This is a genomic window from Streptomyces sp. PsTaAH-124 (genome assembly GCF_000373685.1).
Classification (GTDB): Bacteria; Actinomycetota; Actinomycetes; order Streptomycetales; family Streptomycetaceae; genus Streptomyces; species Streptomyces andamanensis.
Window position 1 is genome coordinate 21,720 of record NZ_KB892172.1, and the last position, 16,837, is coordinate 38,556.

Annotated in this window: 14 protein-coding genes; 7 read left to right on the top strand and 7 right to left on the bottom strand. The window is 73.3% G+C overall.

What is annotated here, in order from left to right:
* Nucleotides 1-126 precede the first annotated feature (126 nt).
* Nucleotides 127-1,476: a helix-turn-helix domain-containing protein gene (locus tag B086_RS0119220; protein WP_018568058.1), complete on the top strand. Its 1,350-nt coding sequence runs from the start codon at nucleotides 127-129 to the stop codon at nucleotides 1,474-1,476.
* On the opposite strand, the gene manB is transcribed toward B086_RS0119220, so the two are convergent.
* From manB to B086_RS0119255, 7 genes are all read right to left on the bottom strand, one after another.
* Nucleotides 1,460-2,833, bottom strand: a complete 1,374-nt coding sequence (manB, locus tag B086_RS0119225; RefSeq protein ID WP_018568059.1) for a hypothetical protein — start codon at nucleotides 2,831-2,833, stop codon at nucleotides 1,460-1,462. The genes B086_RS0119220 and manB overlap by 17 nt on opposite strands.
* Nucleotides 2,823-5,054 (bottom strand): 1,4-alpha-glucan branching protein GlgB, encoded by a 2,232-nt coding sequence (gene glgB, locus B086_RS0119230; protein ID WP_018568060.1) that lies wholly within the window; start codon nucleotides 5,052-5,054, stop codon nucleotides 2,823-2,825. Before glgB ends, manB begins: the two co-directional genes overlap by 11 nt.
* Nucleotides 5,055-5,223: 169 nt before the next feature.
* Complete coding sequence (locus tag B086_RS46255; RefSeq protein WP_018568061.1) at nucleotides 5,224-6,639, bottom strand: maltokinase N-terminal cap-like domain-containing protein; 1,416 nt, start codon at nucleotides 6,637-6,639, stop codon at nucleotides 5,224-5,226.
* Complete coding sequence (locus B086_RS0119240) at nucleotides 6,636-8,654, bottom strand: maltotransferase domain-containing protein (RefSeq protein ID WP_018568062.1); 2,019 nt, start codon at nucleotides 8,652-8,654, stop codon at nucleotides 6,636-6,638. Before B086_RS0119240 ends, B086_RS46255 begins: the two co-directional genes overlap by 4 nt.
* Nucleotides 8,651-9,283, bottom strand: coding sequence for a DJ-1/PfpI family protein (locus tag B086_RS0119245; protein WP_018568063.1), 633 nt, complete (start codon nucleotides 9,281-9,283; stop codon nucleotides 8,651-8,653). Before B086_RS0119245 ends, B086_RS0119240 begins: the two co-directional genes overlap by 4 nt.
* Before the next feature lie 3 nt (nucleotides 9,284-9,286).
* Nucleotides 9,287-10,969, bottom strand: a complete 1,683-nt coding sequence (locus B086_RS0119250) for a thiamine pyrophosphate-binding protein (RefSeq protein WP_018568064.1) — start codon at nucleotides 10,967-10,969, stop codon at nucleotides 9,287-9,289.
* 48 nt (nucleotides 10,970-11,017) lie between these two features.
* Entirely contained in the window at nucleotides 11,018-11,857 is an 840-nt protein-coding gene (locus B086_RS0119255; protein WP_018568065.1) for a type 1 glutamine amidotransferase domain-containing protein, read from the bottom strand.
* 289 nt (nucleotides 11,858-12,146) lie between these two features.
* On the opposite strand from B086_RS0119255, the gene B086_RS0119260 reads away from it, so the two are divergent.
* The 6 genes from B086_RS0119260 to B086_RS0119285 all read left to right on the top strand — a co-directional run bounded on the left by B086_RS0119260 (nucleotide 12,147) and on the right by B086_RS0119285 (nucleotide 16,789).
* On the top strand, nucleotides 12,147-12,569 hold the full coding sequence (locus B086_RS0119260) for a nuclear transport factor 2 family protein (RefSeq protein ID WP_018568066.1): 423 nt from the start codon (nucleotides 12,147-12,149) through the stop codon (nucleotides 12,567-12,569).
* Between the two features lie 21 nt (nucleotides 12,570-12,590).
* Nucleotides 12,591-14,177, top strand: a complete 1,587-nt coding sequence (locus tag B086_RS40280; protein ID WP_018568067.1) for a GMC family oxidoreductase — start codon at nucleotides 12,591-12,593, stop codon at nucleotides 14,175-14,177.
* Nucleotides 14,164-14,997 carry an ester cyclase gene (locus B086_RS0119270; protein ID WP_018568068.1) on the top strand — a complete coding sequence of 278 codons (834 nt, stop codon included), beginning with the start codon at nucleotides 14,164-14,166 and terminating at the stop codon, nucleotides 14,995-14,997. The genes B086_RS40280 and B086_RS0119270 overlap by 14 nt, the downstream gene beginning before the upstream one ends.
* Before the next feature lie 40 nt (nucleotides 14,998-15,037).
* Nucleotides 15,038-15,412 (top strand): nuclear transport factor 2 family protein, encoded by a 375-nt coding sequence (locus tag B086_RS0119275; RefSeq protein ID WP_018568069.1) that lies wholly within the window; start codon nucleotides 15,038-15,040, stop codon nucleotides 15,410-15,412.
* A 5-nt stretch (nucleotides 15,413-15,417) separates the two neighbouring features.
* Complete coding sequence (locus tag B086_RS0119280; RefSeq protein WP_018568070.1) at nucleotides 15,418-15,861, top strand: VOC family protein; 444 nt, start codon at nucleotides 15,418-15,420, stop codon at nucleotides 15,859-15,861.
* A gap of 97 nt (nucleotides 15,862-15,958) precedes the next feature.
* A complete protein-coding gene (locus B086_RS0119285; protein WP_018568071.1) occupies nucleotides 15,959-16,789 on the top strand; it encodes an SDR family NAD(P)-dependent oxidoreductase in 831 nt (276 codons plus the stop codon).
* The last annotated feature ends 48 nt before the right edge of the window (nucleotides 16,790-16,837 follow it).

Here is a 16,837-nt window from a genome sequence, read left to right on the forward strand (position 1 = left end):
TTTACCGGCCAACTCCGGACTTGCCTAAGAAGCGGAGGACTTCTCAAAGAGCACTGGGCTTCGCAGAGTCACGCTGGTAACTTTGCGTTGTCACACACGTAGTCATGAACTCCGGAAGGAGTCCCCATGGATCACACCAAGGCGGAACGGGCAGAGGGCCTTGGGGGCCGCATAAGGACCCTTCGGATACGGCGCGGGCTCAAGCAGCAGGATCTGGCCTCGGCGGAAGCCTCCACGAGCTACATCTCGCTGATCGAGTCGGGCAAGCGGGTGCCGTCCTCTCCGGTGCTGGCCACCATCGCGGAGAAGCTCGGCACCTCCCCCGAGTACCTGCTGACCGGTATCGACGACCACCGCGCCGAGGAGTACCGGCTGAAGCTCGCCTTCGCCGAGATGGCGCTGCGCAACGGAGACAACGGTGAGGCCCTCCAGTCCTTCGGTGAACTGCTCTCCCACCGCTCCGCGCTGGACGGCTCCATGATCCGGCGCGCCCTCATCGGCCAGGCCGCCGCGCTGGAGAAGACGGGCCGCCTGGAGGCCGCCATCTCCGTCCTGGACGACCTGCACCGCGACCCCGCCATCGCCGTCGGCTCCGACGAGTGGTGCCGTATCGCGGTCGCCCTGTGCCGCTGCTACCGCGACGCCGGGGACATCGCGCTCAGCATCGACATCGGGGAGCGGGCGGTGGCCCAGCTCGACGGGCTCGGCCTGGAGACCACGATGGACCACATCCAGCTCGGCGTCACCCTCATGGGCTCGTACCACACCCGGGGCGACCTGACCCGGGCCCAGCTCCTCGGCGAGCGGCTGCTGCCCGCCGCCGAGACCCAGGGCTCCCACGGGGCCCGGGGCGCCGTCTACTGGAACGCGGGCCTGGTGGCCGGCTCCCAGGGCCGGCTGAGCGAGGCCATCGCGCTGACCGAACGGGCGCTCGCGATGATGGCCGAGGGCGACAACGCGCGCCACGCGGCCATGCTCCGGATGAACTACGGCTCCATGCTGCTCCAGTTGGACCCACCCCATCCCGAACGCGCCCTGGAGCTGCTGGAGTCGGCGCAGGAGGCGCTGGCCGAGGTCGGCAGCGCCAGCGAGCTGTCCCGCTGCGAGCTGAACCTGGCCAACGCGGAGAAGCAGCTCGGCCACTGGGACGCGGCCGCCGCCCACGCCGAGCGCGCGCTCGGGCTGCTCGGCGCCGACTCCCGGGTGCTGTCCGCGCTGGCCCGGACGTACCTCGCCGAGATCCACCTGCTGCGCAACTCCCCCGACGAGGCCGTGCAGCACCTCCACTCGGCCGCCCGCCAGTTGCGGCAGCAGCCCGCCTCGCACGACGCCGCGCAGACCTGGCGCCACATCGGGGACCTGTGGCGCCAGGGCGGTGAGCAGGACGAGGCCCTGAAGGCCTACGACATGGCGCTCACCGCCGCGGGACTGGCCCGCACCCGCGCCCCGGAGGCCGCGCTCATCGACCGGCGCTGACCACCACGTCCACCACCCGGTCCCGCAGCCGCCCCATCGCCGCGACCGTCCCCGCCTCCACGTTCACCCGGACGACGGGGCCGGTCCCGGGGGCGCGCACGTTGAACCACGAGCCGTCGGGCAGTTCGCCGGTCACCCCGTCGAGGTGGTCGAGCGCCGTGCCCTGCGCGGCGAAGTGCCGCACCACACGTTGCAGGGCGGCCAGCGGATCGGGCACCCGGACGTCGACGGGCCCCGAGGAGGCGTACCGGTCGTGCCGGGCCGCCAGCTCGGACAGCTCGCAGGCCGTGTCGCCGAGTTCGGCCAGCAGGTGCAGCGCGGCCAGCATGCCCGTGTCGGCGTACCAGAAGTCCCGGAAGTAGTAGTGGCCGCAGTGCGCGCCGCCGAACGCCGCGTCCTGCTCGGCCATCAGCGCCTTGATGGCCGCCGGGCCGGTGCGCGAGCGGACCGGGATACCGCCCGCCTCCTTGATGGCGTCGATGGCGGAGGTGGCGGTGACCAGGTCGTGGACCACGGCGGCGCCCGGCCGGCGGGCCAGTTCCCGCCCGGCCACCAGCGCGATCACCGCGGCGGGCGGCACCACGGCGCCGCGCTCGTCCACGGCGAGCAGCCGGTCGCCGTCCCCGTCGAAGGCAAGACCCACGTCGGCGCCCGACTCCCGTACCACGTCCCGCAGCGCGCTCACGTCCGCGAGGTCCGGCGCGCCGAAGGGGAAGGTCCCGTCCAGCTCGAAGCGCAGCGGCACCAGTTCGATCGAGGGATGACCGAGGACCAGGGGCGCCGTCAGCCCCGCCATCCCGTTCCCGGCGTCGACGACGACCTTCAGCGGGCGGATGTCCGAGAGGTCCACGAGCGAGCGCAGATGCGCGGCGTAGTCGTCCACGGCGCGGCCGGGCAGCACCGAGCCGGGGCGGTCGGTCAGCGGCGGGCGCGGCTCGCGCAGCCGACGGCGCAGCAGTTCCATGCCGGTGCCCTCGTCCAGGTCGGCGGCCCCGGCCCGGCACAGCCGGATCCCGTTGTACGCGGCGGGGGCGCGGCCCGCCGTGATCATGGCGCCGGGGACGTCCAGACGGCCCGAGACGTAGTACAGGCAGTCGGTGGAGCCGAGGCCCGCGTCCAGCACGTCGGCGCCCTGGTCCAGGACGCCCTGGGCGAACGCGTCGGCGAGCACCGGCGAGGACTGCCGCGCGTCGTGCGCGACGGCGACGGTGTCCGCGCCGGTCAGCTCGGTGAAGGCGGCACCGGCCCGGTAGGCGAGCCCGGGGTCGACCTCGGCCCGGAACAGGCCCCTGATGTCGTACGGGGTGACGATCCGGTCGTACAGGTCGTCCTCGGTTCCAGCGGGTTCAGTGGTCATCGAGGTCGTCCTCCTCAAGGTCGTGAGCGGCGCCCCCGGCCGGCTCCAGCCACACCACCGCGAGCGGCGGCAGGGTGAGGGCGGCACTGCGCGTCCGCCCGTGCCAGGGGGTCCGCCCGGCCCGGATCACCCGGTCGTTGCCCACCCCGCTGCCGCCGTACGCCTCGTCGTCGGTGTTCAGGACCTCCCGCCACACCGGGGCGTCCGGCAGCCCGACGCGGTAGCCGGTGCGCACCACGGGCGAGAAGTTGGCGACCGCGACGAGCGGGCGGCCCGCCGCGTCCCGGCGGACGAAGGACAGCACATTGGCCTCGGCGTGCGAGGCGTCGATCCAGGAGAAGCCGGCCGGGTCGGAGTCCAGCTCCCACAGGGCGGGCGTGGCGCGGTAGCGGGCGTTGAGGTCGCCGACCAGGGTGCGCACGCCCCGGTGGTCGGCGTGCGAGGGCCAGCCCTCGTCGAGCACCCACCACTGCGGGCCCGCGTCGTGGTCGAACTCCTCGCCCTGCGCGAACTCCTGGCCCATGAACAGGAGTTGCTTGCCGGGGTGGGCCCACATGTAGGCGTACAGGGCGCGCAGGGTCGCGCGCCGCCGCCACCAGTCGCCCGGCAGCTTCGACACCAGGGCGCCCTTGCCGTGCACGACCTCGTCGTGGGACAGCGGCAGCAGATAGTGCTCGCTGTGGGCGTAGACCAGGGAGAAGGTGATCTCGTCGTGGTGCCAGGCGCGGTGCACCGGGTCGCGGGCCAGGTAGTCCAGCGTGTCGTGCATCCAGCCCAGGTTCCACTTGAGGTCGAAGCCGAGGCCGCCGAAGCCGTCGTCGCCGGTCTCGTAGGTGGGCCGGGTCACGCCGGGCCAGGCCGTGGACTCCTCGGCGATGGTCAGCGCGCCGGGCGCGGTGCGCCGCACGGTGTCGGTCAGTTCCTGGAGGAAGGCGACCGCGTCCAGATTCTGGTGGCCGCCGTGCTCGTTGGGGCTCCAGGCGCCGTCCGGGCGGGAGTAGTCGAGGTAGAGCATGGAGGCGACGGCGTCCACGCGCAGCGCGTCCACATGGAACTCCGTGCACCAGTGGACGGCGCTGGCGACGAGGAAGTTGCGCACCTCGCGGCGCCCGTGGTCGAACTCCAGGGTGCCCCAGTCGGGGTGGTGCGCGCGGCGCGGGTCGGCCGGCTCGTACAGCGGTTCGCCGTCGAAGCGGGCCAGCGCGAAGTCGTCCTTCGGGAAGTGCGCGGGCACCCAGTCGAGGATCACCCCGATGCCCGCCGCGTGCAGGGAGTCGATCAGGTACCGGAAGTCGTCGGGTCCGCCCAGCCGGGAGGTGGGCGCGAAGAAGCCGGTGACCTGGTAGCCCCAGGAGCCGCCGAAGGGGTACTCCATGACGGGCATGAACTCGACGTGGGTGAAGCCCAGTTCCGTCACGTACGCGGGCAGTTCCTCGGCGAGCTGCCGGTAGCCGAGGCCGGGCCGCCAGGACGGCAGGTGCACCTCGTACACGGACATCGGGCGGCCGTGGCAGTCCTCGCCGCCGCGGGTCGCCATCCAGGCGGCGTCGCCCCAGGCGTAGGCCGAGGTGTGCACGACGGAGGCGGTGGCGGGCGGTGTCTCGGCGGCGCGGGCCAGCGGGTCCGCCTTCTGGAGCAGGCGCCCGTCGCGGGTGTGGATCTCGTACTTGTAGCGAGTGCCCGCGCCGACGTCCGGCACGAACAGCTCCCACACACCGCTGGCGCCGAGCGAGCGCATCGGGTGCTCGGCGCCCCAGCCGTTGAAGTCGCCGATGACGCGCACGCCCTGGGCGTGGGGCGCCCACACGGCGAAGGAGGTGCCGGTGACGCCGTCCAGGGTGCGCACATGGGAGCCGAGGACCCGCCACAGCAGTTCATGGCGGCCCTCGGAGACGAGGTGCAGGTCGATGGCGCCGAGGGTGGGCGGGAAGCGGTAGCCGTCGTGGTGGATCCGCTCGACGCCGTCGTCGTACGTGACCAGGAGGTGGTGGCCGGCCGCCGTGCCGGGGAGGGTTCCGGTGAACAACCCGTCGCGCTCGTGGGTCAGCCGGGTCCGCTCGCCCGAGGGGCGGACGGCCACGACGGCGCGCGCCAGGGGCTTCAGGGCGCGCACGACGGTGTGGCCGTCGGCTGTGGGGTGGGCGCCGAGGAAGCTGTGCGGGTCGTGGTGGGCGCCGACGAGGATGCGGTCCAGGTCGGCGTCCGGGTGGGGGGCGGTCACGGGCAACGTCGCGGTCCTCTCGTGCGGGGTCCCGCCCCGCGCCGGGAGACGCTCCGGCGCGGGGCGGGCACGGGTCGGGGGTGGTGCGGTCGGAGTGGTGGCGGGCGTGGGTGCCGCGCGCCCCCGTCGCGCGCGGCCGTCCACTGCGGCGCCCTGCGGCGCCGTCCGGTCAGGTACGGGCCAGCCGGTGCACCGCCTCCAGGGGGATCGGCAGCCAGTCGGGGCGGTGCCGGGACTCGTAGACGGCCTCGTAGACGGCCTTGTCCGCCTCGAAGGCCCGCAGCGGGAGCGGGTGGCAGTGCGGATCCGTGCCGCCCGTCTCCGCGTAGCCCGCGACGAACGCGCGCCGGTTGCGCGCGGCCCACGCCCGCGCCCGGCGGACCCGGCGCAGCCGGGCGCCGGGCGCCTCGTCCAGGTCGCGTTCCCGCAGGGTCCGCAGGCCCGCCTGGGCGGCGTAGTCGAAGGAGCGGAGCATCCCGGCCACGTCCCGCAGCACCGGTTGCGGCGCGCCGCGTTCGGCGGCCGGGCGGGCCGGTTCGCCCTCGAAGTCGACCAGGTGCCAGCCGGCCGGGGTGGGCAGTGCCTGGCCCAGGTGCAGATCGCCGTGGACCCGCTGGGCGAGGACCGCGCAGCCGCGCGCGCCCGCCCGCGCGTAGTCCTCGTAGAGCCGGACGAGCCCGCCGCGGTGCCGGGCCAGACCCGGCACCTCCAGGACGGCCGTCTCCAGGCGCCCGGTCATCTCGGCGGCCTGGCGCGCGATGTCCTGCGCGGTGAGCCGCACCCGCGGGAAGGCGTCGGCGAGCGCCGTGTGCACCTCGGCGACGGCCGTGCCCAGGGCGCGGGCGTGCGCGGTGAAGCCGCCGGTGGCCGGGACGGCGGGACAGGTGCCGTCCACGCAGTCGGCGACCTGGCGCACGGCGGCCTGCCAGCCGTCGCCCTCGGCCGGCAGCAGGTCCTCCATCAGCCCGAGGACCAGTGCGCTGCCGCCGCTGAGCAGGGTGCCGTGCAGCCGCGGGGTGCGGGCGCAGCGCGCGTCGGTGAGCGCGCGCAGCGTCTCGACCTCCAGGTGCGGGCCGGGTTCGGGGCGCCGGTAGAGCTTGAGCAGCAGCCGGTCCCCGTAGGCGACGGCGCTGTTGCTCTGGTCGGCGGTCAGCGGCCGGGGCACGAGGCCCACCGGCAGCGGCAGCGGCGTGGTCCGCTCCATGCGCAGCCCGTCGCCGCCGCCGTGCGCAAGGTGGCGCAGCAGCACCCCCATGAGCGCGGCGTCCTCGGTGGCCTCGTACAGCGTCCAGCCGCGCCACTCCCCCTCCGGCACCCGGCCGATGGCGGCGTCCGCGAGCCGCCGGGGCAGTTCGGGGCGCAGCCCGAGCAGGACCTGGTACAGCTGTCCGGCGGCGGTGCGCAGGACGGCGTGCACCAGGGCGGGCGCCTGCTCGCGTACGACGTCGGCCACGACCGGTGTGAGCGGGCCGGCGGGTCCGGCTCCGGCCGCGTACCAGCGGCGGGTGCGCAGCCAGGGGTCGAGCAGTCCCAGCAGCGGGTCGACGGGCCGGCGCTGCCCGACGTCCACCCAGGCGACCGTCATGGCTCCTCCCCGACGGGCACCAGCAGATGGGCCGGGGAACGGCCCGGCACCAGATGGAAGTACGTCTCCGGGCGCCAGGAGTGGACCTCGCCGGTCAGCACGTCGCGCAGCTTCAGCGAGCCGTCGTCGGGCAGGCCGAGGGCGGCCAGGTCGAAGGTGACGGTGCCCTCGGCCGGCAGGTGCGCATCGAGGTTGACGACGGCGAGGACCGTGTCGAGGGAGCCGTCGGGCAGCCGCACCTGCTTGGAGTAGGCGATGACCTGGGGGTGCGGGACGCCGTGGAAGCGGAGGTTGCGCAGCTCCTGGAGGGCGGGGTGGGCGCGGCGCAGCTCGTTGAGGCGGGTCAGCAGCGGGGCGATGGAGCGGCCCTCGGCCTCGGCGGCGGCCCAGTCGCGCGGGCGCAGCTCGTACTTCTCGGAGTTCCTGTAGTCCTCGGTGCCCGGTTCCAGGGCCTCGTTCTCGCACAGTTCGTAGCCCGCGTACACGCCCCAGGCCGGGGCGAGCGTCGCGGCGAGCACGGCGCGGGTCTCGAAGGCGGGCCGGTCGCCCTCCTGGAGGTAGGCGTGCAGGATGTCCGGGGTGTTCACGAAGAGGTTGGGCCGCAGGAAGTCGGCGCTCTCGTGGGCGAGTTCGCTCGCGTACTCGGTCAGCTCCTCCTTCTCGTTCTTCCAGGTGAAGTACGTGTACGACTGCTGGAAGCCGGCCTGGGCGAGGGCGTGCACCATGGCGCGCCGGGTGAACGCCTCGGCGAGGAACACCACATCGGGGTCGCGTCCGTTGATCTCCGCGATCACCCGCTGCCAGAAGCCGACCGGCTTGGTGTGCGGGTTGTCGACGCGGAAGATCCGCACGCCCTGGTCCATCCAGAAGCGCAGCAGCCGTACGCTCTCGGCGACCAGTCCCTCGAAGTCCCGGTCGAAGGCGAGGGGATGGATGTCCTCGTACTTCTTGGGCGGGTTCTCGGCGGTGGTGACGGAGCCGTCGGCGCGCTGGGTGAACCACTCGGGGTGCTCGGTCAGCCAGGGGTGGTCGGGCGAGCACTGGAGGGCGAAGTCCAGGGCGACGTCGAGGCCGAGTTCCCCGGCGCGGGCCACGAAGCGGCGGAAGTCGTCGAGGGTGCCCAGGTCGGGGTGGACGGCGTCGTGGCCGCCCTCGGCCGAGCCGATCGCCCAGGGCGAGCCGACGTCGTGCGCGGCGGCGGTGAGCGCGTTGTCCGGGCCCTTGCGGTGGGTACGGCCGATGGGGTGGACCGGTGGCAGGTACACCACGTCGAAGCCCATCGCGGCGATCGCGGGCAGCCGCAGCGCCGCCGTCTCGAAGGTCCCGCTGACCGGCGGTGCGCCGTCGGCGGTGCGGGCGCCCTCGGAGCGCGGGAACATCTCGTACCAGGCGCCGACCAGGGCCCGGCGCCCCTCGACGAGCAGGGGCAGCGGCCAGGAGACGGTGACCAGTTCGCGCAGCGGGTGCCGGCGCAGCGCGGCGGCCGCCTCGGGGGCCTCGGCCGCGGCGAGCCGGCAGGCGAGCGGGCTCGCCTCGTCGCGCAGCGCCCGCGCCACCGCGGTCACCGCCTCGCGGCAGGCGGTGTCCGGGATGCCGAAGGCGGCCCGCTCGTACAGCAGCGCGCCCTCGGCGAGCGTCAGTTCGACGTCGACCCCGGCGGGGACCTTCAGGGCGGCGTCGCGGCGCCAGGTGGCGACGGGGTCGGCCCACGCCTCGACGGTGTACGTCCACCGGCCCGGCTCGCCGAGCACGACGGTGGCCTCCCACCGGTCGGCGTCCGCGTCGGCCAGCGTCATCGGCGTCCACGCCCCGGGCCGCCCCTTCGAGTCCCGCAGCACGACGTTGGCGCCGATCTCGCCCGAGCCCTCGCGGAACACGGTGGCGCCGACGGTGAGCGTCTCCCCCGCGACGCCCTTGGCGGCGACGGCGCCGCCGCGCACCTGGGGGCGGACGTCGCGGATCGGGATGCGGTCGGCGACGGGCACCCGGGCGCCCGGGTCCATGACGGCGGTCATCGGGCACCTCCGAGGGCCGCGGTCCGCACACCGCCGCGCGAGCGGGCGGCCCGGTCCCGGTCCCGGTCGGCGATCAGGTCGATGATCGTCCGGGCGAACAGGTGGCAGTGCGCCCCGGTGCGCCCGGTGACCAGGTCGTCGTCGACGACGACGTCCTCGTCCACGTACAGGCCGCCCATGTTGCGCAGGTCGCCCAGCAGGTTGTTGTGGACGACGGCCCGGCGCCCGCGCACCAGGTGGGGCACCGGGGCGGTGAGCCACATGCCGTGGCAGATGATGCCCTTGACGATGGCCGGGTCCTGGAAGGCGCGGCGCAGGAACCGTACGGCGGGCGGGAGTTCGGCCGGGTCCTCGGTGTAGCGCAGCCGGTCGGAGACCATCCCGGAGGGGACGATCACCGCGGAGTACTCCTTGAGCGCGAACTCGTCGACGTCCTCGAAGGACTCGCGCACGACGAACGGCATCCGGTGCTCGTGCCCCTGGAAGGTGATCTCGTCCTGGCCCCACATCCGGGACAGGAAGTGCACCTCGGCGCCTTCCTCGGGGAAGCGGTGCTGGTAGTAGAGGATCTCGGGCTCGTAGAAGTCGCTCTCCAGCAGGATCGCGATCTTGTGTCCGGTCAGTCGCACGGCTCACTCCTGCCTTCCGCGTCCGGTGACCAGGTCGATCAGGAAGGGGCCGGGGGTGGCGAGCGCCTGCTCGACGGCCGCCTTCGCCTGGTCGGGCTTCTCGACCCGGACGCCCGGCACGCCCAGGGAGCGGGCCAGGCCCGTGAAGTCGATGGCCGGCCTGGACAGGTCGAACATCTCCGGCTGCTCGTGCGCGGCGACGCCGACCGTCCGCCAGTACTCCTCGATGTTGAGTTCGAGGAGCTTGTAGCTGCTGTTGTTGCAGATGACGAACTTGGCGCCGATGTTGTGGCGGGCCGCCGTCCACAGTGCCTGCACGGTGTACATGGAGCCGCCGTCGCCGGTGAAGCCGACCACCGTGCGCTCGGGATGGGCCAGCCGGGCGGCGATGGCGCCGGGGATGCCGACGCCGAGGGAGCCGCCGCGGGTCTGGTGCCAGTGGCCGGGCCGGGTCGGGGGCAGATGGCGGGTGAGGTCCGGGGAGGCGGTGAGCGCCTCGTCGAACACCACGGCGTCCTCGGGCAGCCGGCGGGCCAGTTCCTGGAGGAAGGCCGTGGTGGGCAGGGCGTCCGGGTCGAGTGCGGCGGCCTCGTCGGCGCGGCGGGCGGCGGCACGGGCGGCGGACTGCTCGGCCGAGCGCCGGGTGAACCACTCCCCCGCGCGGGCGCGGGCGGCCGGGCTCATCCGGCGCTCCAGGGCGCGGGCAAGGCCGTTGAGGGCGCGCCGCGGGTCGGCGGCGATGCCCAGGTCCACCGGGAAGTTCTTGGCGATGGCGCCGGTGTCCAGGTCGATGTGGACGACCGGCGCGCCGTCGGCGAAGACCCCGTCCAGGGCCGGGTACACCTCGGGGAGCGCGTAGGTGCCGGTGATCAGCACCGCGTCGGCGGCCGCGGTGACCTTCCGGCTGCTCTCGCCGAACATGTGACCCAACTGGCCGCCGTAGGCGGGGTGTTCCACCGACAGGTTGACCTCGGCCCAGTCCGCCCCCCACACCTCGGCGCCCCAGACGCGGGCGAGCCGGCCCAGCTCCTCCTGGGCGCCCGCGAAGTGCACGCCGTCGCCCGCGATCACGAGCGGCCGTTCGGCCCCGGCGAGCAGACCGGCGGCCCGGTCGAGCATCTCCGCGTCGGGCGTGGCGGCGAAGTCGACGTAGGAGGTGGGCACGGCGGGTTCGCTGGTGTCCCGGTCCATGACGTCGGCGGGCAGCACGACGAGCACCGGCCCGTACGGCGGGGTCGCCGCCACCTTGAAGGCGCGGCGCAGCACCCGCAGCACCGACTCCGGGTCGACCACCCGGGTCGCCCACTTGGTGACGGGTTCGGCCATGGCGACCAGGTCGACCGCCATCTGGGCCTCCATGGCGTCGTAACGCAGGCCCGCCTCGCCGGCGACGGCGACCAGCGGGGCGTGCCCGCGGGCCGCCTGGTAGAGCATGCCGACCGCGTTGCCGACGCCGACGCCGGTGTGCAGCTGCATCACGGCCGGGGTGCGCGTGGCCCGCGCGTAGCCGTCGGCGAGGCCGACGACACTGGATTCCTGGAGCGCGAGGATGTACTCGATGTCCGGGAAGTTGCGCAATTCGTCGAGGAAACCCTGCTCGACCGTGCCGGGGTTGCCGAACATGTGCCGCACCCCGTCGGCGCGCAGCTGTTCGAGGATCGCGACCCGCGCGGGCCTGCTGACCATGACGTGCACCTTTCTGCGAAGGTTACGCGGCTGCCGTGCGGGCGGGGATCAGACGGCTTCCTTGAAGCCCCACCGGCGCAGGCCGTCCTCCAGGACCTCGACGAGCTTCTGGCCCGTCAGATAGGAGTCGGGGGTGGAACGGCCCGTGATGAACGGGTAGTCGACGATGACGGAGGTCTCCTTGCCGAAGTTGCCGTGGAAGGCCCCGCCGGGCGCGGTGGCGTCGCGCAGGATGTACTCCAGCGGGTACGGCGGCGGGCCGATGACGAAGTCGGTGCCCATGAAGCCGGTGCCGTCCTTGTAGTCGTACTCGATGCAGTGCCCGGTGACGTGCTTGCCCCGGATGATCGAGACGCGGTCCTCCTGGTCGCGGGCGAAGGCCAGCGGCGCGACGCCGTAGCACTCGGCGGCGATCGGCATGTCCAGGGCGTGGAAGGCGAGGATCAGGTCGTGCACCCGCCAGTTGTTGGCGAGGTCGACGATGGGTCCGGAGCCGCCGACGATGAGCAGGGCGTCGTAGCGGTCGGCGATCTGGTCGCGGATCTGCTCAAGGCGCGTGTTGTACGCCTCCCAGTCGCGCAGGAAGTACGGCTTGGAGCGGTAGGGCCGGTCGGGCAGCCAGGACGACAGGTCCAGCGGGCCGTCCAGGCGCGGGGAGCTGTCGATGGCCCGGACCTTGGCGGCCATCTCGGGGGTGGTGACGGAACGGCCGAGCGGCGGGTCCACGTAGTCGGGGTCCATGCTCGGCGGCAGCGCGACGGGGCGCTTGCCGGTCGGCGTGGCGAAGGTGACCTGGTAGCCGGCCTTGTCGAAGGTCTCCAGCGGGCCGATCAACTCCTCGCCCCAGTAGCCGTATTCGGACAGGACGACGAGGATGCGCTTGCTCATGGGGTGTCCTCTCGTGCGACGCGGGTCGGATGGGACCGGTCGAACTCATGTCTACGGTCTGCCGCCCGGACCGGCCAGAAGCCGACCCCGCAGGTGGCCCGACATGCCCAAGTGGCTCGCCGTACTAAGGCAATTGGCCCTGCGACGTCGGCAAGAGCACCGCCCGACCTGACGCAATCCGGCCGCCGGACGCTCCGGCCGGGGCGCGGTCGGCGCGGTCGTGGCGGAATCGACCGGGACAGCCGTCCGGACCGGATCCGGACCCGCCCTTCAGCGAGAGGGACCTGGCATGACGACCGCACAGAGCCCGCTGACCGCGCACGGCCAGGACGTCGCCGTGTTCGTCCAGCACTGGTACGACATCCTGAGCAGCCACGAACCCGTCGAGGACCTGCTGCCGTACGTGATCGACGACGGTCTGGAGATGGCGTTCCCCGAGCGCACCCTGCGCGGCCACGCCGACTTCCGCGACTGGTACACGGCGGTGGGCGAGAGCTTCGGACCGCAGAGCCACATCGTGGAGAAGCTGCGCACCGACGAGCACGACGGCCTCGTCGACGTCGAGGTGACCGTCGTGTGGACCGCGAAGAACCTCTCCGACGGCGGCGTGTCGGCCCTGCGCATCGACCAGACCTGGCAGCTGGTGCGCGATCCTGCGGACGGGACGCTGCGCATCCGCACGTACCGCGTCGGCGACCTGAACCCGGCCTGAGCACCGATGCGGGAGGTTCCCATGTCGTACGACTACGTCGTCGTCGGCGCCGGCAGCGCGGGCTGTGCCGTGGCGAGCCGGCTCAGCGAGGACCCGGACGTGAGCGTGCTGCTCCTGGAGGCCGGCGGGTGGGACGAGCGGCCGGAGATCCACCGCACCGACGCCGCCTCCCTGCTGGCCCTGCTGACCAGCGAGTGGAGCCCCACGATCGACTGGGGGTACGCCACCGAGCCGGAGGCCGCTCTCGACGGCCGCCGCGTTCCGGTGGCCCGCGGCAAGGTGGCCGGCGGATGCAGCTCCGTGAACGCCCTGATGTGGGTGCGCGGCAGCCGCCACGACTACGACGGCTGGGCGGCGGCGGGCAACCCCGGCTGGTCGTACGCGGACGTGCTGCCCGCGTTCCGCCGCGCCGAGGACTACGACCGCGGCGGCGACGCGCTGCGCGGCAAGGGCGGCCCGGTCCGGGTGCGCGACCACACCGATCCCTCGCCGGTCGCCAGGGCCTTCGTGGCGGCCGCGCGGCAGCTCGGCTTCGACGCGCCCGGCGACGACTACAACGGCCGGCGGCAGGACGGCTACGGCTTCCTGTACCAGACCACGCGCACCGACGAGGGCACCCGCTCCTCGACGGCCACCGCCTATCTGCGCCCGGTGCTGGACCGCCCCAACCTGACGGTGGCCACCGGGGCGCACGCCACCCGGCTGCTGACCGAGGGCACCCGGGTCACCGGGGTCGCCTATGTGCACGGCGGGCAGCGGCAGCAGGCGTGGGCGGACGAGGAGGTCGTCGTCAGCGCCGGCGCCTTCGAGACGCCGAAGCTGCTCATGCTCTCCGGGATCGGCCCGGCCGCGCATCTGCGGGCGCACGGCGTCACCGTCGTGCAGCATCTGCCCGGCGTGGGCGGCAATCTCCAGGACCATCTGTTCGTCCCGGTGTGCTACCAGTCCCGCGAGGAGCACCCCGAGGGGGCGATGCTCTCCGAGGCGGGCCTGTTCACGCACACCACGGGCGGTGCGGGCGAGCGGGCGCCCGACCTCCAGTTCACCTTCGGGCCGGTGAAGTTCCTCGCCCCGGACGCCCCCGCCGGGCAGCAGGCCGGGCCCGGCTTCACCTTCGCGCCGATCGCGCTGCTGCCGGAGAGCCGCGGCCGGGTCCGGCTGCGCTCCACCGACCCGGCGGCCCCCGCCGTCGTGCAGGCGGGCTACCTCACCGCAGCGGCCGACGTGGACGTCCTGGTCCACGGGGTCGTGCTGGCCCGGGAGCTGGCGCACAGCACGGCCTTCGACCGGCTGCGCGGCCCGGAGCTGGGCCCCGGCGCCGGGGTGCGCGACCCCGCGGAGCTGCGCGCCTACGTCGCCGCCCGCGCCACCACCCTGTGGCACCCGGCCGGCACCTGCCGCATGGGCGCAGGACCGGACGCGGTCACCGACCACGAGCTGCGTGTGCACGGCGTCACCGGGCTCCGGATCGCGGACGCCTCCGTGATGCCGACGATCGTCGCGGGCAACACCAACGCGCCCAGCGTGATGATCGGCGAGCGCGCGGCCGAGCTGATCAAGGACTCACACCACCGACGGACCGAGGGGACCCACCATGCCCACGTCTGACAGCACCGCCGTGAACGCGAGCGTCGCCCTGTACCGGCGCTTCCTGGACGCCTTCAACGCGGCGGACTACGCCACCGTGGCCGAGGTCATCGGCGCGGACTTCACCGACCACCACCCCGGCTTCGAGATCAAGGGCCTGGACGACTACCTGGCCGCGCTGCGCGCCGCCCACGCCACGTACGGCCTCAAGGGGGAGCTCCAGGAGGCCCTCCCCGTCGACGGCGCGGACGGCGGCGACAAGGTCGTCACCCGGGTGAAGCTGACCGGGACGCACGGTGACACCGTCTTCGGCTTCCCGGCGACCGGGCGCGGCGTGGAGTGGACCACCACGGAGATATGGCGCATCGAGGACGGCCGCTTCGTGGAGCGCTGGGCCCAGGACGACCTGCTCGGACTGCGTGAGCAGGTCTCCACCGACGCGGCGAACCTGGCCACCGTGCAGGCGGTCAGCGACGCGGTCAACGAGCGCCGCTACGACGACCTGGACGAGCTGTTCGGTCCGACCTTCCGGGACAACAACCCGGCCTGGGACGTGGCGAGCCTGGACGAGCTGAAGGTCATCATCAAGGCCGCGCACGACGCCCTCGACTTCACCGTGCACCTGGACGCCCTGTACCCGGCGTCCCCGGACAAGGTGATCATGCACATCACCTTCCGCGGCAAGCACATCGCCCCGTTCTTCGGCCAGGAGCCCGACGGCCGCGAGGTGTCCTGGACCAGCCTGGAGGTCTACCGGCTGGAGGACGCCAAGGTCGTCGAGCGCTGGGTGCAGGCCGACACCGCGGGCCTGATGCGCCAGCTCGACGTCCCGCTGCCGTGACCGCCGCGAACCGCCGACCCCGTGCGCCCTGGAGGCCGTGATGAACACCCGAGAGATCGTCGACACCTACTACCGGCTCGCCAACTCCGGTGACTGGGACCCCTGGTGCGATCTGTTCTCCGTCGACCAGACGATGGACGAGCAGCTCGCCGGCCATGTGGAGGGCCGCGAGACGCTGCGGGACATGATGAAGGGGTTCGGGCAGATGTACGCGTCCTTCTCCAACGTCCCCGTGCACGTCGTCGTCGACGGCGACCAGGCCGCCGTCGTCTCGCACATCTCCGCCCGCACCCCGAAGGGCGAGTCCGTCGAGGCGGACGTGTGCAACTACTTCCGGATCGCCGGCGGGGAGATCGTCTACATGACGAACGTGCACGACACGGTGCCCTTCGCCCCTGTCACCGGTGGGGTGTGAGGCCCATGTCCGCAACCGTGGGCGCCCGCTGGTCGCACGTCGGCCTCAACTGCCGTGACCAGCAGGCCACGGAGGCGTTCTACCGCCGCTGGTTCGGGTTCGAGCGGGCCCGGGTCGTCGAGGCGGACGGGGCCCGGGTCGTCTTCCTCAAGAGCGGCCCGGTCTACCTCGAACTCTTCCCCACCACGTCCGAACCGGCCTTCCCCACCGCCAAGGACGGTCCGGACAACCCCGGCGCCGCCCGCCACCTCGCCTTCCAGGTCGACGACGTGGACGCGTTCATGGCGGCGGCCGACGGGGAGCTGGAGGTGCTCCTCGGGCCGCTGGCCTTCGACGAGTTCATCTCCGGCTGGAAGACGGTCTGGGTGGCCGACCCCGACGGCGTCGTCATCGAGGTGAGCCAGGGCTACACCGACCAGACCCCCGAAGAACTGCGGTCCTACGCGTGAGCGCGTGACGCCGTACGCCCGCACCGGGCACGGCCGGTCGATCCCGACCGGCCGTGCCCACAGCCATGTTCCTACGCACCTGAGGAAACCGAAGACCATGAGCCCTGTCAGCGAACAGACCGTCCTCATCACCGGCGCCACCGACGGACTCGGCCGCGCCCTCGCCCATGAACTCGCCGAGCAGGGCGCCACGCTGATCCTGCACGGCCGCAGCCCCCGCAAGGGCCAGGAGCTGCTGGAGGAGCTGCGGGCGAAGACCGGCGCCGACCGGTTCAGCTACGAGCTGGCCGACTTCTCCTCGCTGGCCGAGACCCGCGCGCTCGCCGACCGGATCCTGGCCGGGCACGACCGGCTCGACGTCCTCGTCAACAACGCGGGCATCGGGGTCGAGCTGGCCCGTCAGGAGAGCCGGGACGGGCACGAACTCACCTTCCAGGTGGACTATCTGGCGGGCTACATCCTCAGCTGCCGGCTGGCCCCGCTGCTGGTGCGCTCCGCCCCCGCCCGCATCGTCAACGTCACCTCGGCGGGCCAGGCCCCGCTCGACTTCGACGACGTGATGCTGGAGCGCGGCTGGGACGGCGGTCAGGCGTACTGCCAGGCCAAGCTCGCCCAGATCAGCCTCACCAAGGACCTGGCCGAGCAGCTCGCCGGCACCGGGGTCACCGTCAACGCCCTGCACCCGGCCTCGTACATGCCGACGAAGATCGTGGTGAATCTGTTCACCCCGCAGAGCACCCTGGAGGAGGGCACCCGCAACACCGCCCGCCTGGTGACCGACCCGGCGCTCGCCGAGGTCACCGGCGAGTACTTCAACCGGGCCACGGTCGCACGGGCCGGCGCCCAGGCCTACGACCCGGCGGCCCGCGCCCGGCTGCGGGAGCTGAGCGAGTCGCTGACCGGCGTCGTCTTCCCCGCGCTCGGCTGACCGGCGCACACGCCGCGGCCCCGCACCTCCCTCCGGAGCTGCGGGGCC